Here is a 21,156-nt window from a genome sequence, read left to right as displayed (position 1 = left end):
CGCCATTGATGTTAGCGTTAACAATTTTCTGCCACCTCCCCCCACAGAAGGCGGATCGACCATGAGCGAGCACGAAGTGGCACGCGCACATCTCCCACTGGACCGGCGGCGGTTCCTGCTCGGAGCCGGCGCCGCCGGACTCGGGCTGGGCGGGACGCTGGCCGCGGGCGCCGCGACCCCTGCGTACGCGGCGGCTTTCGGCTGGTCGGACGATGGCACCCACTACGTCGTGGACACCGGCGCGAACCTGGTGTTCAAGGTCGCCAAGAACAACGGCGACCTGACCTCACTGGTGTACCGGGGCACCCAGTACCAGGGCTACAACGGCCAGAACTCGCAGGTGGAGTCAGGACTGGGCAGCTCGTCGGTGAGCATCCGCCAGACCTCGGGAACGATTTTGATCACCGTGGTGCACGGCACTCTGCGCCACTGCTACGCGGCCCGCAGCGGCGAGAACAACGTGTACATGTGGACGAACAAGGCCGACGACTCGGTGACCGTCACCCGCTACATCGTCCGCGTCCCGCCCGGCCGCTTCCCCAACAGCAACCCCGACTCATGGAACGCCACCACGGACACCGTGATCGAGGCCCAGGACATCTACCGGAAGTCGGACGGCACCACCCGCTCCAAGCACTACTCCGGGCAGCGCGTCATCGATTACGACTACATCGGCTGGTCGACCGGCTCGGTCGGCATGTGGATGGTGCGCAGCAATCACGAGAAGGCGTCCGGCGGCCCCTTCTACCGCTCGCTGATGCGGCACTACAACGAGGGCGGTGCCGGCCTGTACGAGATCCTCTACTACGGTGAGAACCAGACCGAGCCGGAGCGGTTCGGCCTGCAGGGCCCCTACGTGCTGGCCTTCACCGACGGCGGCGCGCCCGCGTCCTCCCTCTACCACTCGGCCATCGACACCTCCTGGGTGGACGGACTGGGCCTGGCCGGCTGGGTCGGCAGCGGCGGGCGCGGCAGGGTCGCCGGGGTCGGCATCTCGGGCATGGCGTCCGGCTACGCCTACACCGTGGGCTTCGCCAACAGCGCCGCGCAGTACTGGGCGAAGGCGGCCGCGAACACCGGCTACTTCTCCTGCTCCGGGATGCTGCCAGGCACGTACACCCTCACCGTCTACAAGGGCGAACTGGCCGTGTACACCACCAGCGTCACCGTGACCGCCGGAGCCACCACAGCACTGCACACCCTCACCGTCAGCGATCCGAGCGGCGCCGAGGCGATCTGGCGGATCGGCGACTGGGACGGCGCTCCGACCGGTTTCAAGAATGCCTCGCTGATGACATACATGCACCCCTCCGACCCCCGGGCCGCGTCCTGGACCGGGAACTTCATCGTCGGCACGTCGACCGCCGGCGGCTTCCCCTGCTACCAGTGGGCGGACGTCAACAACGGCCTGCTGATCTACTTCAAGCTCACCGCTGCTCAGGCCGCCGCCGCACACACGATCAACATCGGCATCACCACGGCGTACGCCCACGCCCGGCCGCGGATCACGGTCAACAACTGGACGTCGGCCATCCCCGCCGCGGCCACCGAGCCGTCCACCCGCTCCCTGACGGTGGGTTCGTACCGCGGCAACAACTACACCTACAGCTACGACGTGCCTGCGAGCGCCTGGCAGGCCGACACCAGTGCCTGGAACGTCCTGCGGATCGACGCGGTCAGCGGCTCGACCGGCACCGGCTACCTCAGCCCCGGCTACTCCTTCGACGTGGTGGAACTGCTCGCTTAGACGTACTTTCCTTTGGCGGGCTCGGGTCGTTGCATCGGGCGTGACGAGTCTTGCTGAGCGGCTGGTTCCGGATGAGATGTGGGAGTCGTTCCGGCGGGTGGTGCCCGAGACGGTGGCGACCCGCCCGCAGGGAGGCGGTCGCCGGCGTGCCGGGGACCGTGAGTGTCTGGCCGCGATCGTGTTCGTGGCCACCTCGGGCTGCACGTGGCGGCAGATCCCGCCGGTGTTCGGGCCGGCCTGGCCGACTGCCTACCGGCGCTTCGCGCGCTGGAGCGCCGAGCGGGTGTGGGCCCGTGTGCACCGGGTCGTCCTGGACGAACCCGGCGCACGCGGCGAGCTGGACTGGTCCCGCTTCGCCGTCGACTCGGTGAGCGTGCGGGCGCTCAAAGGGGGACCCTGACCGGACCGAATCCGACCGACCGCGGCAAGAACGGATCGAAGATCCACCTGATCACCGACCGGTCCGGCCTGCCGGTCGCGGTCGCCATCTCCGCGGCCAACACCCACGACAGCCTCGCCCTCCAGCCCCTGGTCGCGTCGATACCGGCCATCCGCAGCCGGCGCGGGCCACGCTGTCGGCTCCAGCGGTGGGCGAGTGCAACGTCCGCAAGGAGGGTCGACGGCACCATCGCAGGGCCGAGGCGGAGCAGGCGCGAAAGGCCGCCAAGAAGACGAAGGAAGCCCAGGCCAGAGCCAAGAAGAAGGGCAAACGGAAGAGGCCCAAAACGTAGATCGAAAACCGCTCCGCTCACACATCGCTCACGCAAGCCATCCCGCGGCACCACGGCCGCGTGACGCGGCATGCCCCAGAAATGCCAAAAGGCCAGGTCACGGGCTATTTGACCTGGCCTTCTCGGGAGCCGCCTTCGGGATTCGAACCCGAGACCTGACCTACGCATTACGAGACCGTGAGCGATCATGTTGCGTGGTGCCGCGTGGTGCCGCCTCGTGATGTTTTCGCTGATCAGAACCGGTGCACCGGGTTGGGTCGTACTCCCCCGTGCTGCACTGTCCAAAGGCGTCTGTCCACCGGCTGTCCACCGGTCGGGGCCACGCCCCCATCGCACAGGCGCGGCAGCCAGCCCTCGGATGGCTTCCCAGCCGCCCGCCGTTCAGCGCGGAGACCCTTGTCGGTAACTGCCAACCCGCCGGGCGTAGCCATATCGCCTGGCATCACTCCGAGCACCCGACCTGTAGCAATCCTGGTCCACAACACGGAGCTTAGGCCGTCGGCACCGACTGAGCATTTTCAGCGCTGCCTCTCCAGGGTGAAGACGGCCTTGGCGACTGACGTCATGCGGTTCGGGCTGATCCGGGATCTTCGGAGTATCCGCCAGGACTTCAGAGCGCCATACCCCGTTCGACAGGTGCCCGGGACGCGGCCAGTGCCCGGTTGACTGTCTGCTGTGTGGGGGACAACTGGCCGCCAGGCGGCCGTCTGCGCATGGTGGTGACCCAGGGGCCGCCGCCCTGGTAGGCACGGTCGGCCAGGACGGGGACACCCTGGCGTCCGCAGATCCCGATGCGTGGGCGGTGTCGACCGAGATGCCGAAGCCGGCAGCTGTCTGGGCCAGGGTGTCGTGCTTGCGCAGGTACACCGGACCGACGAGCGCGCGTTGGTGCGGTGGGGCTTGCAGCGGCGGTCAATCGGATTCAGTACCGACCCGGCCTCATCGCCAAGACCGGCCTTGACTTCGAGCCGCCGTAACCTCAGCCATTGAAGATCCCCAGAGGTAATCCAGGTGGCGCGGCATCAGTCGAAGGTGATGTTTTCTGCGTACAGACCCTTTGGGTTCTGCGCGATGTCGAAATGTACCTTCTGGCCTTCGGTCAGCCCAGGGAGCGCGTCGTTGACGAGGTTCGAGTAGTGGGCGAAGACGTCATCACCTCCGCCTGACTGCTCGATGAAGCCGAATCCTCTCGCAGAATTGAACCACTTCACAGTACCTGTAGCCATCTCGTACCTTCCTGCGCGCTCGGCGTGCGGCAAGAGATTTCGCGTACTCGGAATCTCTGGGGCAATTTCTCGTCTGTACTCCGGTGGCAAGGAGGGAATGAGTCGTCAATCGCGCTGCCAACCCCGCGCCGGTGCGGGCCTACGGCCGGCGGACGCGGGCACATGCGTCGAGGCAGACTGCCGCATCGCCGTCCTTGAGCACCGCCGGTAGGGCCTGATGCCTGCCGCAGCCGACGGGGCTGAGCGTTCGCATGCGGAATACGGTCGGCGACCTGTTGAACAGGGAGCCCGGCACAGCCTTTCCCCCGCATTCCGCCAGACCGAGGACTGATCTCCGCGCTTGAGGCAAAGGGGATCCGGGCGCCTGCTGCTCGAAGCCAGGCGAACGTCGCGTGCCGCAAGAACGGGTTCTCCCCGCGCATCAGGCTGACATGGGGATACCGAACAGCGGCTGCGCTGTCCGGAGCGGGCTGGGGGCAGCGGCAGGGGCGTCCGGGGCGGCGCTGCGGCAGGTGAAGCCGAGCCTGAGAAGGGCGCGGGTCACCTCGGCGGCGCTGAAGTCGCGGCGGTCCTGTCGGGTGACCACCTGCCCCACCTGCTTGACGGGGTAGTGGCGACGCCCGACGATCACGTACTCACCCATGATCGCCTCGGGCTTGATGCCCTTCATCGACGCTTGCACGCCGCTTTTGCTCAGATCGAAGGCGAAGCGGGCAATGATGCAGCGCATGGGACCTCGCAGAGGAGAGGGGGATGAGGCAGAAGCCGGTTCGCCTGAACAAGCGCGCTCCAGGAGCGTTCAGGCCGCCGGACGGAGGGCGGGCCGGCGGCCTGAGGTTTCCGTCGTGGCCAGGGTCGGACGGGTGGAGCGCCGGGCCTGGGCGGGACGGCTACGACGGCCGCGCGCGGAGGCGGCGGACGTGCTGCGCCTGGGGCGGTCGACGACCGGCTCGGTGATGGTGACGGGCACGCCGGAAGGGGTGCGGGCCCCGGTGATGCGGTGCAGTTCGGTTTCCCCTGACCGGATCTGGGTGGTCTGCGGGGTGATTCCGGCGGTCGTCATCAGGCGGGTCATCTCGCGTCGCTGGTTGGGCAGGACCAGGGTGACGACGCGGCCGGACTCGCCGGCGCGGGCGGTGCGTCCGCCGCGGTGCAGGTAATCCTTGTGGTCGGCGGGCGGGTCGACGTTGACGACCAGGTCGAGGTCGTCGACGTGAATCCCGCGGGCCGCCACGTTGGTGGCCACCAGCACGGTCACGTGACCGGTCTTGAACTGCGCGAGCGTACGGGTCCGCTGCGGCTGGGACTTCCCGCCGTGCAGTGCCGCCGCCCGGACACCGCTGTGGAGCAGGTGCGCGGTGAGCTTGTCGACGGCGTGCTTGGTGTCGAGGAACATCATCACCCGGCCGTCGCGGGCCGCGATCTCGGTCGTCGCGGCGTGCTTGTCCGTGTTCTGCACGTGCAGGACGTGGTGCTCCATCGTGGTGACCGCGCCCGCGGACGGGTCGACGGAGTGGACGACCGGATCGTTCAGGTAGCGGCGCACCAGCAGGTCGATGTTGCGGTCGAGCGTGGCGGAGAACAGCATCCGCTGACCTCCCGGGCGCACCTGGTCGAGCAGGGCGGTGACCTGCGGCATGAAGCCCATGTCGGCCATCTGGTCCGCTTCGTCCAGCACGGTGACGCCGACCTGGTGCAACTGGCACGCGCCGCGGTCGATGAGGTCCTTGAGCCGTCCGGGGGTCGCCACGACGACCTCGGCTCCCGCCCGCAGCGCACCGATCTGCCGGCCGATGGACATGCCGCCGACGACCGTGGTCATCCGCAGCCCCAGGGCCCGGGCGTACGGAGCAAGGGCGTCGGTGACCTGCTGGGCAAGCTCCCGCGTCGGGACCAGGACCAGTGCCAGCGGCTGCCGGGACTCGGCGCGCTGACCCGCTGTGCGGGCCAGTAGGGCCAGGCCGAAGGCAAGGGTCTTGCCGGAGCCGGTACGGCCGCGGCCCAGCACGTCGCGTCCTGCCAGGGAATTGGGCAGCGTGGCCGCCTGGATCGGGAACGGTACGGCCATTCCCTGCGTGGCCAGCGACGCCAGCAGCGAGGCCTGCAGGTCCAGCTCCGCGAAGGTCTCTACCGGCGGCAGGGCCGGAGTGACGGTGACGGGCAGCGCGAACTCGCCCCGCGGGGCCGAGGGCCGCCGGCCGCCGTAGCCGCCGGAGCGGGACGGCCCACCGGAACGGCTCGGGGCCTGGCCGCGGTAACCACCGCGGTCGGCGCCGGGGGAGCGGGTGCGGGAATAGCGGTCGGTCGAGCGAACAGTGCGGTTCACGGAGAACCTTTCCTCGATGCGGTGCGTCGAGGAATCCTCGGCGGCACGAGCCGCATAAGGAACACAAGAACGAACCGATGAAAGTGAATGTACGAAGCGGCCGACCGGATCTCAGGAAGAGCTGTCGGTTGTTCCCGCGGACACAAGCGGTACTCACACGCCCCTATGGTGGACCAGGGGCTGTTCTTCCCGGTGTGGCAGGCGGTGCTCCTCCGGGCGGGCGGCGGCCGGAAAGGCGCGCGGGCTACCACAGTGCATCGGGGGCCACAGGGGAAAGCAATAGGCCGGGGCCCGCACCCCAAGGTACGGGCCCCGGCCTACGCTACGCGTCAAGCGTCAGGCAGGAACGATGTTCTCGGCCTGCGGGCCCTTCTGGCCCTGCGTGACGTCGAACGAAACCTTCTGGCCTTCCTGCAGCTCGCGGAACCCGGAGGCGGCGATGTTCGAGTAGTGGGCGAACACGTCAGCGCCGCCACCGTCCTGCTCGATGAAGCCGAAACCCTTTTCCGCGTTGAACCACTTCACGGTGCCAGTAGCCATGTCAAATCTCCTTCGGGGCAGTGCCCGGAACCCGCACTGTGCGGACTCCGCGTCGCCGCGATGATCGCCCCATCCGGAATGCACCGGAAATACGAAAGTGCTTTCACTGCTTACGACAGTGAAGGCACTTGAAGTCTTTGGGAACCACAACTGCAACTGGGGAAAACCATAGCATGCCACCAGCGGTTATGCCTCCGACCTCTGATTGCTGTGCCGTCAGAGAGATATAAGACTGCGGTCAGTCTGCTGGTATTTCTGTGTTCGCGGTATCAGTTATTCCACGTCCGCCCAGGTGCACTCCGCTCCAGAAGGGGGCGCAGGACCCCAGCGGCGCCTGCCACTCCACGCGCCACGGCCCGTAGAAACGTCGGTGGAGATCGCCGGCGGAACGGCACCGAGCAACGGGGAAGTCAGATATCTGGTGCGCCGGCGACAGAGTCGCCCAGAGCGGGTAGGCCCAACGGCGCCGGGCTGCCTCAGGACCGAGCGCCGAGGCGTTGAGCGCCGTCAGAAGAACGACGCGACGTGCGCGCGGAACTCCGGCGGGGCGGCCCGAGCGGATCCGTCACCTACGGCTTTGGCGAGCATCGCGTCGGCGGAGACGGTGCTGCCGATTGCATCCCGATGTACGAGCCGACACATGGACGGCTGCCTTGTGACTCAACCACGCAGTGGCCTTCCTGAACACCGCCAACGAGGCGGGGCCCGGCCTGGCCGCGGCGCGCTCAAGAGGAGGCGGGCACAGGCTGTGGCGCCTCGACGGCGGCGAGGCCGCGGCGGTCTGGGGAAAGCCGTGGCAGGTGAAGCCGAGCTGGGTCATAGCCCGCGGAGGACTTCCCCGGCTGTGGCTTGCGGTAGACCAGTGGCCCGCCTGGTCATGTGGCTGCCAGGAGGATGGCGGTGTAGTGCGCGGTGAACGCGGCGATGGTGAGCGTGTGGAAGACCTCGTGGAATCCGAACCAGCGGGGCCAGGGGTCGGGGCGCTTGAGTCCGTAGACGTCTGCGCCCGCGGTGTAGAGCAGGCCGCCGGCGATGACGAGTACGACAACCGCGGTGCCGCCGGTGCGCGCGAAGTCGGGTAGGTGGAAGACGGCTGCCCAGCCCAGTGCGATGTAGCACAGGGTGTAGAGCCAGCGCGGTGCCGTGATCCACCAGATGCGGAAGGCGATGCCGGCCCCGGCCCACACCAGGGCCAGCAGCACCACCTGCGGGCCTGTGGGTAGCAGCAGTACCGCCAGCGGGGAGTAGGTGCCGGCGATGATCAGGAAGATGCTCGCGTGGTCCATCCGCCGCAGGACCGCCTCCCCGCGGGGTCCCCAGTCCCCGCGGTGATAGACCGCGCTGGTGCCGAACAGCAGCCAAGCCGACAGTGCGAACACCGAGCAGGCCGCCACTGCCGCCGCCGAGCGCGAAACGGCGATCACGACGATGCCGCCGGCCAGCGAGAGGGGGAACACCCCGGCGTGCAGCCAGCCGCGCATTCTCGGCTTCAGCGCGGCCGCCGCCGACTCCACCGCACCTTCCACCCGGGCTTCCAGACCGGAGGCTGTCCGCCCGGCCGTCAGTCGGCCGGTTGTGCCGGCAGGCGCATCAGCCGCCGGGGTGCGGCGGGTGTCGGGCGTAGCGCCGGAGCGGTACGGGGGCTTCCGTCCGTGTGTCGGCGGCTGGGCATCTTCAGTGAACATGCACTCATGTGAGGAAATCATCGGAAGGATGTGGGATTGCGATTGCCGCGAGCTGTGGGTCAGCTGCCGGTGCTGTCCTCGGATGCGGTGCGGCGGTGTGCGGCGTTGATGCGCTGGGCTTCTTCGAGTTGGTCTTCGAGGATGACGATGCGACAGGCGGCATCGATGGGGAAGCCGTTATCGACGAGTTCGCGGGCTCGGGCGGCGATGCGCAGTTGGTAGCGGGAGTAGCGTCGGTGGCCGCCTTCTGAGCGGAGCGGGGTGATCAGGCGGGCTTCGCCGATGGCACGCAGGAAGCCCTGCGTGGCGCCGATCATCTCGGCGGCCCGCCCCATGGTGTAGGCGGGGTAGTCGTCGTCATCGAGCCGGTTGAACGAATCGTCTGCTGTCATCGCACCTCTCTGTGGAACACGCTGGAGGGGCCTTGGTGCCATACCGGCACCAAGGCCCCGAAGGAACAGCTACACCATCTGCCGGCCCTGGTACTGCACCGGCCTACTGTGTCCGCATCGCCGCAGGGGGGGTAGCGGCATTTGCGGGGATCGCGGTTGCTTGACCGGAGACCACCTCACTATCGATGTCCTGCGGTACCCGGGCTCAAGATTTCCGCCCGGGCGATCCTGATGGCGCTCGGCTCCTCCGTTCTTCCCTCTGGAATCACTCACTTATCAAACGGAGTACTGCGCACTGCCTACTGCTGGTGATGCGAACTGCTCAGTGGCCTACGACAGCGCCACTCTTCGGCAGCCAGCCCCGTCGCCTGCCTTGCGTCTACCCTGGCTTGGAACCCCACTGCCGAACCTCCCGGTACGCGCGCCCGCAGCCGACGCCTTTACCGAGGTACTGCTCTCTTGACTTCACTGCTGGGCACTGCGAACTGCACTCACTGAACTGCGACTGCGCTACTGCTCACGGCGGCCCCTGATCACTACGGGCCACCCGGTCCGGTCGTCAGCCCCGTCGCCGTCAGGCAACCGCTCTGGCTTCGGAACTCCACCACCGCACCGTCCTGCGTACTTCACCTGCCTGTACTGCTTCCCGGCAGTTCGTCCCTGCCGGGCCCTGCTCGATCTCGGCTACGAGAGAAACCATAACCAGGCAACCGCCTGATGTCTACTCCGGCCAACATAGATTTTTGCGCGTTCGGCAGCGAGGTAATCGACCTCGAACAGCGATGGGAGAGGGCGAGGCCGTCACCGCCGGGTTGCCGGGTCAACGGACCATAGGCCGGGGCACAAGCCTGGGGCAGGCAGGACCGGGCATTGACGACCCAGAGACCAGGTGACGCGATGATCGTCAACGTGGCTTCCGTCCGCTCCGCGACATCCGTCGCCGGCGCACGCGAGAGCGTCCGGGACTTCCTCGACGGGCTCGGACAGCCGGCGATGGCAGCCGAGGCTGCCGACACGGTCGTCTTGGTCGTCTCGGAGCTCGTCACCAACGCCCTGCGCCATGGCGGCGGCACCTGCACCCTGGAGCTGACCGCGCACCCGAACAGCATCGAGGTGGACGTGCGCGACCGCAGCCCGCAGGCGCCGCGCATGCGCACCCCCGACCTGAATGGCGACACCGGAGGCTTCGGCTGGCCCATGGTCAACCGCCTCGCTCGCGCCACCGCGGTCACCCGTCAGAGGCCCGGTGGCAAGGCCGTCAGCGCACTACTCGCCCGCTAGATAAGGCGTTGACCACGAACGTTACCGGGGTTGGTTAGGCAGCTTTGGGGCGTAGGCGGCCCCAGCGTTGCTGGTGTTCGTTGCGGACCTTCGCGCGGCATTGGGTGGCCAGGACGTCGGGTGGCGGGCGTTGGAGGTGCGCCACCACAGGCAGTCCTGGAGCTTGCGGGTGGTCCACTTCAGCGGGGGAACTTCACGCAGAGGAGTCCGGTTGGTGTGGGCAGCCCGCGCACGGGAGCTTCGTTGCGTTGGTAGCGCACCCGCCGGACACCGTCACACCGCCGTGACCAGCGCGCCTACAAGATCAACCCGACTTTGAAATCGCCCTGCCTCCCCAGCAGTTCCACCCCTTCGCCCGCCCGCCGCACGAGCCCTGCAGGCTGACCGAACTGATGCAATATCAGGCACAACACGGACCCAGATCCGCGGTTCCCTCAAAGTGGATCATTCGTTCGACTATTCAGGTACTTTGCCCGGGCCGGCCTCCGGGCGGAGGCCGGTGCAACTGCGGCGGGGCCGTACCTGAGCGCCCAGACGTTGCGGGCTGCCCGCCGACGAGGGAATGCCATGGGGATCAAAGGGGCGGGCGGACCCGTACGACGCGGCTCGGCCGGCGGCGGACTTTACCGCGGGAGGCTATGGCACGGGCAACTGTCAGAACGGCACAAGCCCGAGATCGCCAAGCCCAGGCCACGGACAACCCAGCCGGTCCCAGGACTCGGATGCCCCGCAAGGATTCTGACGTTTCACCACGCACAGCTGTCCACCAGCTGTCCACCGTAGGCATCGTGCACCAGATGAATTCCGCAGCCCGGCCGCCCAAAATAGCAGGTCACAGCCTTGCGACCACTCATCGGCGACTGCGAGTAAACCTGCGAACCACGCATTGTGATGCGTAGACCGCATGTGTCCGATTAGCCTGGATTCCAAGGCCAACGAAAACAAGAAACCCCAGGTCAAAGACCTGACCTGGGGTTCACCGTGGAGCCGCCTTCGGGATTCGAACCCGAGACCTACGCATTACGAGTGCGTTGCTCTGGCCAACTGAGCTAAGGCGGCGTGCTGCGGGTCCGGCCAAGACTGGCAGGCGCAGCGGGGGCAAGTCTACAGGGTTGTGGGGGGTGGTTCCGACCGGGTGGGGATCTTGGAAGGGTGCAGGTCAGGTGCACTTCTGGTGGGGCGGGGGGACCGTGCCGGACAGGAGGTAGGCGTTGACGGCGGTGTCGATGCAGGTGGAGCCGCGGCCGTAGGCGGTGTGGCCGTCGCCGTCGTAGGTGAGGAGGTGGCCGGAGGAGAGCTGGGCGGCGAGGGACTGGGCCCAGGCGTAGGGGGTGGCCGGGTCGCGGATAGTGCCGACCACCAGGATCGGGGCGGCGCCCTTGGCCTGGATGCGTTCGGGGTGGCCGGTGGCGGGCAGCGGCCAGTAGCCGCAGATCAGGGAGGACCAGGCCAGGGCTGCGCCGAAGTGGGGGGAGGCGGCGCGGAAGGAGCGCAGCGCCTTGGTGACGTCGGCCGGGGAGCGGAAGGCCGGGGGGAGGTCGAGGCAGTTCACGGCGGCGTTGGCGTACATCAGATTGCTGTACTTGCCGGTGCTGTCGCGCTCGTAGTAGCTGTCGGAGAGCTGCAGGAGCGGGGCGCCGTCGCCCTTGTTCGCGCTGATCAGGGCGCCGCGCAGGGCGGGCCAGGCCTCCTGGTCGTACATCGCGGCGATCACGCCGGTGGTGCCGAGGGCCTCGGTGAGGGGGCGCTTGGTGCCGGTGGGGAGCGGGTGCTTGTCGAGGCCGGCGAAGAGGGCGTCGAGGCGGGTTCCGGCGTCGGCGGCGGAGGTGCGGCCGAGCGGGCATTCTGAGCGCTTGACGCAGTCGCGGGCGAAGGCGTCGAAGGCGGTCTCGAAGCCGCCGGCCTGGACGCGGCTGCTCGCCAGGGCGTTCACCGAGGGGTCCATGGCGCCGTCGAGGACGAGGCGGCCGACGCGCGTCGGGAAGAGGCCGGCATAGGTGGCGCCGAGGAAGGTGCCGTAGGACTTGCCGACGTAGTTGAGCTTGGCGTCGCCGAGCAGCTGGCGCAGGACGTCCATGTCGCGGGCGGAGTCGACGGTCGAGACGTGGCCGATGAGGTCGGCGGACATCTTCTTGCAGCCGGCGGCGAAAGTGCGGTCGGCGGCGGCGAGTTTGTCGGCCTCGGCGGTGTTGTCGGGGGTGGAGTCGACGGCGGTGTACGCGTCCATCTGCTTGTCGCTGAGGCACTTCACGGGCTCGCTGCGGGCGACGCCGCGCGGGTCGACGGCGGCCATGTCGTAGCGGGAAGTGACGGCGGAGGGGTAGCCGGTGGCCGCGTACTGCAGGTAGTCGATGGCCGAGCCGCCGGGGCCGCCGGGGTTGACCAGCATCGAGCCGAGGCGCTTGCCGGGGCCCGCGGCCTTCTTGCGGGCGACGGCGAGCTTGAGGTCGTCGGCGGCGACGGGGTGGGCGTAGTCGAGCGGGACCTTCATCGTCGTGCACTCGAAGTCCGGGACGCCGCAGGAGTGCCAGGCGAGCTTCTGCTTGTAGTACGGCGCCAGGTTCGCGGGGGTGGCGGCCGGGAGCGGGGCGAGCGTGGCGGTGGTGGCCGGCGACGCCGTGTCGGACGGGGCCGGCGCCGCGGTCGCGGCCGGGGTGGGCGAGCCCGGGGCTGAGGCCGCTGCCTGGTGGCCGGAGCCGCCTGAGCAGGCGGACAGCAACAGCCCGGTCACCGCGATCGCGGCGGCCGGGAAGCGGAGCAGGCGCGTGGGGTGCTTGGGGTGCATCGGCGGCTCAGGTCCTCCCGTCGGATGAGTGCGAGCGTAGCTGGCGGCGCGCGGGACAACTGGGGGCGGTGTCCCCTAATGAGTGATTACGAGCTTTGCGACGATTTGCGGGATTGCGATGCGGTGTGGGATGGGTAGGCAGCCCGTGGGAGCGCGGTGGGGGTGCGGGAGGCGGGGAGCGAGGGCGGCAGGGGCCGTGAGGGCGACAGCAAGGGGGCTGTGGGAGATGTGGGGGATCCGGGCGATACGGAGGCCGGCGGCGGGGTGACGGTCTTGGCGGGGCCGTCGAGCTTCTCCGTCAGGTAGCCGGCGATCTGGGCGAAGAGTTCGCGGCGGGCGGCGATGCCGTCGATGACGCGTACCTCGTCGCCGTGCGGGTGCAGGGCGTCGCGCAGTCGCAGGGCGGCGGCGCGGGCGGCGGTGTCGTCGGTGGCGAGGGCCAGCAGCAAGGAGGGGCGTGGCAGTGGTGAGGGGGCAAGGGGTGGATACAGACCGGAGATCCCGGCGGCGGCGCCGTAGCGGCCCGTGGTGGCAAGTGCTTCGCGTACGGCGCAGGGGGCGTCGGCGCCGGCCCCGATGAGGCCGGTGGCGGTGCGGGCGGCCAGTACGCGGTAGCGGCGGGCGGCTTGGGCGAGGGCGGTGGCGGAGCCGTGCGCGCAGTCGGTGGGCTGCACGAGGACGAAGGGGTCGGCGAGCCCGCGCTTGGCGGCGAGGACGAAGCCGCTGTAGAGGTCGGCTTCCCCGTCGGCGGGCAGGTGGGCGACGACGACCGGGAAGCCGATCCCGGCGGCCTTCGGCGAGGCGTACTGCGGGGGCAGCCACACCCGGGTGCCCTCCTGCAACTGGTCGAGGGTGCCGCCTGCCGGATGCCCGAGGGTGCGCACCTCGGGCGGCGGCGGGGCGGGCTCCGGGGTGCGGGCCGGCGGCGGCGGTACGGCGACGAGCGCGGGCGCGGCCGCGCCGGTGCCGACCTCATCCCCGCCGCCGCCGAAGAGCGGTACTGCCAGCGCTGCGGCCAGCAGCGCGGCGGCCCCGGCGGCGCCCGCGCGGACGGCGGTGCCGGTACGGTCCACGGGCAGTTCGTACGCCCGCCCGGCCCGTTCGGCCCACCAGTGCCGCAGCGCGCGATGCCCGAGCAGTACGGCCGCGGCACCGGCCAGCACCATCGTTACGGACTGCACGACGTCAGCCACGGCAACCCCTTCGGGACGGCTGCGGCCCCGCCAGGACGGCAAGCGGACGGGACCACTGCCTGCACCTTGCAACGGGGACGGCCCAAGCCCCGGCTGCCGTCGCGTTCACCGGGCCGCGATCACCCGAACGCCGCAGTGCGTCCCGGGGGACGCGGGACGGGGGTGCCGCGCCTTCGGAGGCGCGGGTGGGGGGTCAGCCCGCGCGGAGGGCGAGGGTCATGGCCTCGACGGCGAGGAGGGGGGCGACGTTGCGGTCGAGGGCGTCGCGGCAGGCGAGTACGGCCTCGATACGGCGCAGGCTGTGCTCGGGGCGGGAGGTGGCGGCGATCTGCCGGATACCGTCACCGACCTCGGTATTGGCGATCCGCTCGCCCGTACCGAACTGGACGGTGAGCACATCGCGATAGAAGGAGGCGAGGTCGGTGAGAGCGAGGTCGAGGGTGTCGCGCTGGGTGCGGGTGGAGCGGCGCTTCTGGCGGTCGGCGAGATCCTTCATGACACCCGCGGTGCCGCGCGGCATCCGGCTGCCCGCGCCCGCCGCCGCGCCGAGGGCGGCCCGCATCTCCTCGGTCTCCTTGGCGTCGACGCCCTCGGCGACCGCCTTGGCGTCCTCGGCCGCCGCGTCGACGAGTTCCTGCGCCGCGCGCAGGCAGCCGCCGATGTCGGCGACCCGCAGTGGCAGCCGCAGCACCGCCGCCCGGCGCTCCCGCGCCGACTCGTCGGTGGCCAGCCGCCTGGCCCGCCCGATGTGGCCCTGGGTGGCCCGCGCGACGTCCGCCGCGAGCCGCGGGTCGATACCGTCGCGCCGGGTCAGCAGGTCGGCGACGGCCTCGGCGGACGGTGTGCGCAGGCTGAGCAGCCGGCAGCGCGAGCGGATCGTCGGCAGGGCGTCCTCCACCGAGGGCGCGCACAGCAGCCAGACCGTGCGGGGCGCCGGCTCCTCCACCGCCTTGAGCAGCACATTGGCGGCGCCCTCGGTCAGCCGGTCGGCGTCCTCCAGGACGATCACCTGCCAGCGGCCGCCCGCCGGAGAGAGGGACGCCCGCCGCACCAGGTCCCGGGTGTCCTTGACGCCGATGGACAGCAGGTCGGTGCGGACGAATTCGACGTCGGCGTGCGTGCCGACCAGGGTCGTATGGCAGCCGTCGCAGAAGCCGCACCCGGGGGCGGCACCCAGCGCCCGGTCCGGGCTGACGCACTGCAGCGCCGCGGCGAAGGCGCGGGCGGCGGTGGAGCGGCCGGAGCCGGGGGGGCCGGTGAGGAGCCAGGCGTGGGTCATACGTGACCCCGCGCCGCCGGACGTCACCAGGGCGTCGGCGTCCGCCGCGGCCGCGGACAGTTCGGCCACCACATGGGGCTGGCCGACCACGTCGTCCCATACGGTCACCGCGTACTCCCTTCGCTGCGAGCTTCCATTCTGCGGTATGGCGGTACCGCCCGCTCCGACGTCGACGGCTGCCCGTCCGTGTGTGGCGGATGCGGCGGGGAAGCGTGACGGGGTGAGCGGGCGGGGTGCGGCGCCATACCCTGTCCGGCTGGGGGCTCACCCACCGTTGGCGGCGCCCCCGGACTGCCCCCGTCCTCACCCACCCACGGACTCGCGGACGCCCACGGCGAGGAGGGGACGATTCGGGGGTGTCCCCGCAGGACTCCGCACGACTCCCGCTGGGGCGTTCGGGAAGAGCCCGAGGTGCGCACTCCGAGGAGATACCCCCGGAGCGGCACCGACCCCCGCACCCACCAACGGCGCACCCGCCAACGGCGCACCCACCAGCGGCGCACCCGCCCGAAGCGCCCCCGCCAAATGCGCCCCCCGCTCAGAGCGAGAGCCGCTGCACCCCGCTCGCAACCGCCCGCCGACCAGGCGACTCCGTGCCGGTCCAGCACGAACCCCGCCGCGCCAGCAGGCGCCGCAGCCACAGCTCCACCGCGACCAGTTCGCCCAGCCCGTCCAGCGGAGCTGCCGGCGTGGACGCCGCCGCCCGGAGCCCGTCGCGTACGGCCCGCGCGTCCACCAGGCCCGCGTCCGCCAGGAGCGGGGCCTCGAACAGCTCGATCAGCGGGTCGATGGCCGAGCGGACGCCGACCCGGGCGGCGGCCGCCGCGGCAGAGGAGTGGGAGGCGGCGCCCCAGCCGGCCGGCAGGTCGCGGACGCCGGCGCTGGCGAGCACGTCGCGCAGGATGTCGGCGCGCGCCCCGGGCCGGACGCGCAGGGCGCCGGGCAGGGCGCGGGCGGCGCGGACGACGGCGTTGTCGAGGTACGGCGCGTGCAGCCGCTGGCTGGGGACGGCGGCTGCCTGCTCCAGGACGCGGAAGTCGGCGGCGTGCCGGGCGAGCGCGGCTCGGGCCCGCCGCTCGCCGGGGCGTTCGATCGGCCAGGGCCGCCTGGCCGCGTCCTGGAGCCGGACCGACACTTCGGCCAGCGCCTCGCCGGTGAGCCACCGGGCGGCGGGTCCGGGCCGCACCCAGGCCATCGCGGCGAGCGACGCCCCGATGGGGCCGTCGGAGCCGCCGAGGGAGAGGCCGAAGGACCCGTCGGAGGCGTATCGCAGCAGCCGGGCCGCCGCGTCCTCCACACCCTGCCGGTATGGGGTGCGGGCCAGCCGCCGCGCGGCCCGGTAGACGGTGATCGGCACGGTGAAGGGCACCAGCACCGCGGGCCCCGCGGCGGCGGACCCGCCGGCCCGGGTCAGTGCGGCGACGGGCCGGACGAGATGCCGCCGGCGCCGGTCCATGAGGAGGTCGGCGAGCCGCGCGGGGTGCGCGTCGAGCACCTGCCGGGCGCCGAAGCCGATGAGGTGGTCGGCGCCGCCCGCGGCGAGCCTGCGCCGGTGGCGTTCGGCGACGATGAGCGAGGGGCCGGGTTCGTCGGTGAGCGGGACGGGCGGGCCGCCGGTCAGGTCGGCGTAGGGCAGCGCCTCGGTGCCGCCGGGTACGACGACGTGCCGCAGCCGCGGGTCGGCGGCGAGTTCGCCGGCCCTGGCCAACTCGCCGTCCCGCAGGGGCAGTCCGCCTTCGGTGAGGTCGTTGAAGGTGACGGCGAGCAGGCGTTCGCCGGCCAGCGAGCCGGGCGCCCCGGGGATCGTGCCGGGCATGCCGGGCAGTCCGGCGGCGAGCAGCGCCAGTGTGGCGGAGGCGCTGCCGCCCGAGAGGTCGGCGCCGATGCCGGGGGCGGGGATCAGCCCGCTGCCGAAGGGGTCCTCGTCGCCCAGGCCGCCCGTGTCGGGCACGAACCGGGGCTGCGCAAGCCGCGCCCGTACGGATTCGACGAGCGCGTCGCGTATCGCGGCGATGGCCGCGTCGGCGTCCGCGGCGGTGGCCGGCTGGTGGCCGACGGCGAGCGAGGCGGTGGGCTCGTAGCCGGTGATCTCGGGGGCGCCGTCGCGCAGGGTCAGCGCGTGGCCGGGCGGGACGCGGCGCACTCCGAGGTACGGCGTCCCGTCGCCGAGGGCCTCGGGCGCGTCGGGGCAGGCGAGCATGGCGGCGAGGTGGGTGACGTCGAGCCCGGCCTCGATGAGGTCGGCGAGCGGCAGCGCGGCGGTGGCGTAGGCCGTGCCGCGGGAGAAGCGGGTGTGGAAGACCGGCCTGGCACCGGCGAGGTCGCCGAGGACCGTGATGCGGCGGCCCAGTTGGAGGACGGCGGTGTAACTGCCCGGCCAGGCCGTCACATGGCGCAGCGCGCCGCCGCGGGCGGCGACCAGGCCGAGGCGCAATTCGGCGTCGCTGGCGCCGCAGCGCCCGAGGACCGCGAGCCGTGCGAGGCCCTGCGAGCCGCCCGTGCCGCCGTTGCCGCGCGAGCCGTAACCGCCGCCGTACGCGCTGCCGTTGGCGCCGGACGGGCGGGAGCCGTACGTGGGCGAGCCGTGGGTCCCTCCGGCGTGGGCGGAGTCCGCGTGCACGACCCGGACCTCGTCAGGGCGCCAGTCGCCCACCGCCCACAGCGGATCGAGCTCGCCCCACAGGAGTTGGGCGCCCACCGGCAGCAAGGTGCGGCCGCTGTCGCCGGGAACGGGACCCGCGGTGGCACTGCTCCACCCCACCAACCACCGCATCGTCGCCTCCACAGGCTGTGGACAGCCGATGCGCAGGATCCGACCCACCGCTTGCTCGCGCGCGCCTCGCCCCGCCATGCCGCCACGTCTGACGTCCGAAAGACCATGCTGCCACGTGGACACGCGCAAGGAGGCGCATGAGTGCTCCCGGGTGCGCCGGTTCGTGCGCCGGACACCTGCCCGCCACCACCGAACAGTACGGCCACCGAGGCCGATCGACGCGGATCGACGCGGATCCGCAACGGATCAACGGCAGAACGATGTCCGCCGGCGGCCGCCGGAGGTACGCAATCGGGACGTTGCGGACAGCCGCGGAGGGCGGGAGTCACCGCCCGGCCGAAACGTCGGGTTCGCGCCAAAGTTTTGGCGCGGCGGCGGCGTACGCCGGGCACATGCCGGAGGTGATATGCCGGGGAACAGGGGCAGTCGGGGACGATCGTTTTCCGCCGCGGATCTTCGTCCGGGACGCTGCCGATCACCCTGCCGTACGCCGCCGCCTGACCGCCGCCGCGACGGGGAGCGACGACGGCAGCCGAGCACGACTACCGCGCGTGCACGGCGCAGCGCGCTCCCGGCACCGCCGACGGCCGCGTCCGGCCGTCGGATTCCGGCCCGCGGGCGCACGGGAACGGGTGGGCGGCCCGCGCACGACACACGGCCCGGGGGGCGGTTCAACGCCCCCCGGGCCGGTCCGCCACCCGCGGGGATTGTGGCAGCGGAACTCGCTGGCCCGCCGCACCCCGCCATAGCCGCCTGGCGGAAGCGCGGGCCGACCCACGGCTCACCATGCAACCGGCCGCACCCGTCTCGGCACAGAGCGCACAGGCGGGCGCACGGCCACATATACCGGGAGCACACGCCGCACACCCCGAAGGGCGGTCCGCCGGCCCCCCGCCGGGTGCCGCCGGCCGCCAATCATCGGATCCCCGCGAGACGTTCGAGCGGGGCACTTTCCGCGCCACGGCCGCGTTCGGGTAAGGGGCTGGATTCGCGCCATCCGACACGAGACCCTTAACGGTCGGGAGGCGGCGAACTACGCTGGGTGCATCCGGTTCGCACCCGTACGTGCGGCTCGGGTATCCGGCACAGACACCGCGGCCGCCGCCAACGGGCCCCCGCGGTGGCTGAATCGGACTCCAGGGGAGGGCGACCCCCGCAGCCCCGACCGACCGACCAGGCCCGCCGGCCTGCCCCAGCGGCATCACGAGGTGAACCGCAGTGAACAGAGAACACCGCGGGCCGAACGAGAAACTCGGCACCCTTCTCGGTCTGGCCGGCATCAGCAACGCCGGACTCGCCCGCAGGGTCAACGACCTTGGGGCGCAACGCGGTCTGACGCTGCGCTATGACAAGACGTCGGTCGCCCGCTGGGTCGCCAAGGGCATGGTGCCGCAGGGCGCCGCGCCCCATCTGATCGCGGCCGCGATCGGCAGCAAGCTCGGGCGTCCCGTGCCGCTGCACGAGATAGGGCTCGCCGACGCCGATCCCGCGCCGGAGGTCGGTCTCGCCTTCCCGCGCGACGTCGGCGAGGCGGTGAAATCGGCCACCGATCTGTGGCGGCTGGACCTCGCCGGGCGGCGCGGACCCGGCGGTTCCGGAATCTGGCAGAGTTTGGCCGGATCTTTCGCAGTGAGCGCTTACGTGACACCCGCGTCCCGCTGGCTGATCACTCCGGCCGACGCGACGGTCGCCCGCGACGCGCCCGCACCCGGCATGGCGCACGTCGGGCACACCGATGTCTCCAAGCTCCGCGAGGCCGCCGAGGACGCGCGGCGCTGGGACTCCAAGTACGGGGGCGGCGACTGGCGTTCCGGCATGGTGCCGGAGTGCCTGCGGGTCGAGGCGGCGCCGCTGCTGCTCGGCTCGTACAGCGACGACGTCGGCCGCGCGCTCTTCGGCGCCACGGCCGAACTGACCCGGCTGGCCGGGTGGATGGCCTTCGACACCGGCCAGCAGGAGGCCGCCCAGCGGTATTACATCCAGGCGCTGCGGCTCGCCCGCGCCGCCGCGGATGTGCCGCTCGGCGGGTACGTGCTCGCGTCGATGTCGCTGCAGGCCACCTACCGCAACTTCGCCGACGAGGGCGTCGACCTCGCCCAGGCCGCCCTGGAGCGCAACCGCGGCCTCGCGACCGCCCGCACGATGAGCTTCTTCCACCTCGTCGAGGCCCGCGCCCACGCCAAGGCCGGCGAGGCTGCGGCCTGCGGGGCCTCGCTCGCCGCGGCGGAGGCGCTGCTCGAACGGGCCAGGGAGGGCGACGCCGACCCGAGCTGGCTCGGCTTCTACTCCTACGACCGGCTCGCCGCCGACGCCGCCGAGTGCTACCGCGACCTGCGCATCCCCCGCCAGGTCCAGCGCTTCACCGAACACGCGCTGGCCAAGCCGACGGAGGAGTTCGTGCGGTCGCACGGGTTGCGGCTCGTCGTCTCGGCCGTCGCCGAACTCGAGTCCGGCAATCTTGACGCGGCCTGCGCGGCGGGGGTCAAGGCCGTCGAGGTCGCCGGCCGTATCTCCTCCGCCCGCACCACCGAATACGTCCGCGACCTCCTCCACCGCCTCGAGCCGTACTCCCACGAGCCGCGCGTCCTCGAACTCCGCGAACGCGCGCGCCCGTTACTGGCCGCACCCGCGTAAGTCCTCCCCCCGTCCGCGGGGGGCCCGCGCTTCCCTCACGACCCAGGGGGTGCCGCCTGCCGCGGGGCCCCCTCAGGGGCGCGGGGCTGCGTCTGATCTGCGGCTGGCGCCGCGTGGGCGCGCTCAGCCCACCACCGGCCGGTGGTCCCGGGCGAAGCGAGATGGGGGTGCCCCCAGGCAAAGCTCTGGGGGAGGACCGAACAGCCCCTCACGGCCGGTGACGACGTGCACCTCGTCGACGACTGGGCGCGCAGTTCCCCGCGCCCCTAAAAACGCCCACCCTCCGCGCAGAGGGCACCCCCAAGGGGCGCGGGGAACGGCGCGCGCAACCACCCACCCGCCGGTGGTCCGGACGCGACAGCAACAGCCCCCCACGGCCGGTGACGACCTGCACCTCGTCGACGGCTGGCCGCGCAGTTCCCCGCGCCCCTAAAAACGCCCACCCTCCGCGCAGAGGGCACCCCCAAGGGGCGCGGGGAACGGCGCGCGCAACCACCCACCCGCCGGTGGTCCGGACGCGACAGCAACAGCCCCCCACGGCCGGTGACGACCTGCACCCCGTCG

At 71.3% G+C, this 21,156-nt stretch carries 13 protein-coding genes, 1 tRNA gene and 2 pseudogenes; 4 read left to right on the top strand and 12 right to left on the bottom strand.

All coding sequences use genetic code 11. The annotated features are described in order from the left end of the window. Positions 1-61 precede the first annotated feature (61 nt). Both OG900_23675 and OG900_23670 read left to right on the top strand, forming a co-directional pair. Positions 62-1,747 carry a polysaccharide lyase family protein gene (locus OG900_23675; protein ID WUH92810.1) on the top strand — a complete coding sequence of 562 codons (1,686 nt, stop codon included), beginning with the start codon at positions 62-64 and terminating at the stop codon, positions 1,745-1,747. A gap of 76 nt (positions 1,748-1,823) precedes the next feature. Continuing rightward, a pseudogene (locus OG900_23670) lies at positions 1,824-2,326 on the top strand (IS5 family transposase). Positions 2,327-2,996: 670 nt separating this feature from the next. Here OG900_23670 and OG900_23665 read toward each other — a convergent pair. The 7 genes and pseudogenes from OG900_23665 to OG900_23635 form a co-directional block, all read right to left on the bottom strand. Continuing rightward, positions 2,997-3,381 (bottom strand): annotated as a pseudogene (locus OG900_23665) (transposase). 119 nt (positions 3,382-3,500) lie between these two features. Next, complete coding sequence (locus tag OG900_23660; protein WUH92809.1) at positions 3,501-3,704, bottom strand: cold-shock protein; 204 nt, start codon at positions 3,702-3,704, stop codon at positions 3,501-3,503. Between the two features lie 421 nt (positions 3,705-4,125). Then, entirely contained in the window at positions 4,126-4,434 is a 309-nt protein-coding gene (locus OG900_23655; GenBank protein WUH92808.1) for an SCO5918 family protein, read from the bottom strand. A gap of 69 nt (positions 4,435-4,503) precedes the next feature. Beyond that, positions 4,504-6,030: a DEAD/DEAH box helicase gene (locus OG900_23650; protein ID WUH92807.1), complete on the bottom strand. Its 1,527-nt coding sequence runs from the start codon at positions 6,028-6,030 to the stop codon at positions 4,504-4,506. Positions 6,031-6,366: 336 nt separating this feature from the next. After that, entirely contained in the window at positions 6,367-6,570 is a 204-nt protein-coding gene (locus OG900_23645) for a cold-shock protein (protein WUH92806.1), read from the bottom strand. 875 nt (positions 6,571-7,445) lie between these two features. Then, positions 7,446-8,051 carry a hemolysin III family protein gene (locus tag OG900_23640; GenBank protein WUH95888.1) on the bottom strand — a complete coding sequence of 202 codons (606 nt, stop codon included), beginning with the start codon at positions 8,049-8,051 and terminating at the stop codon, positions 7,446-7,448. A 263-nt stretch (positions 8,052-8,314) separates the two neighbouring features. After that, positions 8,315-8,647 (bottom strand): helix-turn-helix domain-containing protein, encoded by a 333-nt coding sequence (locus OG900_23635; GenBank protein WUH92805.1) that lies wholly within the window; start codon positions 8,645-8,647, stop codon positions 8,315-8,317. 897 nt (positions 8,648-9,544) lie between these two features. On the opposite strand from OG900_23635, the gene OG900_23630 reads away from it, so the two are divergent. After that, positions 9,545-9,928, top strand: a complete 384-nt coding sequence (locus tag OG900_23630) for an ATP-binding protein (GenBank protein WUH92804.1) — start codon at positions 9,545-9,547, stop codon at positions 9,926-9,928. 982 nt (positions 9,929-10,910) lie between these two features. On the opposite strand, the gene OG900_23625 is transcribed toward OG900_23630, so the two are convergent. The 5 genes from OG900_23625 to OG900_23605 form a co-directional block, all read right to left on the bottom strand. Beyond that, positions 10,911-10,987, bottom strand: a tRNA-Thr gene (locus tag OG900_23625). A gap of 100 nt (positions 10,988-11,087) precedes the next feature. Continuing rightward, positions 11,088-12,713: an alpha/beta hydrolase gene (locus OG900_23620; protein ID WUH92803.1), complete on the bottom strand. Its 1,626-nt coding sequence runs from the start codon at positions 12,711-12,713 to the stop codon at positions 11,088-11,090. Positions 12,714-12,799: 86 nt separating this feature from the next. Beyond that, a complete protein-coding gene (locus OG900_23615) occupies positions 12,800-13,906 on the bottom strand; it encodes a hypothetical protein (GenBank protein WUH92802.1) in 1,107 nt (368 codons plus the stop codon). A 193-nt stretch (positions 13,907-14,099) separates the two neighbouring features. Next, the gene (locus tag OG900_23610) at positions 14,100-15,293 is read right to left on the bottom strand and encodes a DNA polymerase III subunit delta' (GenBank protein ID WUH92801.1); all 1,194 of its coding nucleotides are present in this window, start codon (positions 15,291-15,293) and stop codon (positions 14,100-14,102) included. Positions 15,294-15,723: 430 nt separating this feature from the next. After that, positions 15,724-17,958, bottom strand: coding sequence for an asparagine synthase (locus OG900_23605; GenBank protein ID WUH92800.1), 2,235 nt, complete (start codon positions 17,956-17,958; stop codon positions 15,724-15,726). Positions 17,959-19,176: 1,218 nt separating this feature from the next. On the opposite strand from OG900_23605, the gene OG900_23600 reads away from it, so the two are divergent. Then, positions 19,177-20,592, top strand: a complete 1,416-nt coding sequence (locus OG900_23600; GenBank protein ID WUH92799.1) for an MFS transporter — start codon at positions 19,177-19,179, stop codon at positions 20,590-20,592. The last annotated feature ends 564 nt before the right edge of the window (positions 20,593-21,156 follow it).

The sequence above is a fragment of the Streptomyces sp. NBC_00433 genome, from assembly GCA_036015235.1.
In the GTDB taxonomy this organism is placed as follows: Bacteria; Actinomycetota; Actinomycetes; order Streptomycetales; family Streptomycetaceae; genus Actinacidiphila.
This window is presented reverse-complemented; position numbering and strand designations above follow the sequence as displayed.